The sequence below is a fragment of the Methylobacterium sp. D48H genome (genome assembly GCF_053345715.1).
Map to the genome: position 1 here is coordinate 1 of NZ_JBKFAP010000221.1, position 280 is coordinate 280.

1 rRNA gene is annotated in these 280 nt (G+C 55.0%); it reads right to left on the bottom strand.

The features are described 5' to 3' along the window. A 23S ribosomal RNA gene (locus ACLBX8_RS32215) occupies positions 1-280 on the bottom strand; the annotation flags it as partial.

The following is a 280-nucleotide window of genomic DNA, read 5'->3' on the forward strand; positions in this document are numbered from 1 at the left end:
CTCGCCACTACTGACGGAGTCTCGTTGATGTCCTTTCCTCCGGGTACTGAGATGTTTCAGTTCCCCGGGTTCGCTTCAAACCCCTATGAATTCAGGATTTGATACCTTCACATGACCAACCGTATTGAGGAACCAGGCTGACGCCTGGTCCCGCAATACGGAAGGTCGAAGGTGGGTTTCCCCATTCGGAAATCCCTGGATCAAAGCTCGTTCGCAGCTCCCCAAGGCTTATCGCAGCGTACCACGTCCTTCATCGCCTCTCAGCGCCAAGGCATCCACC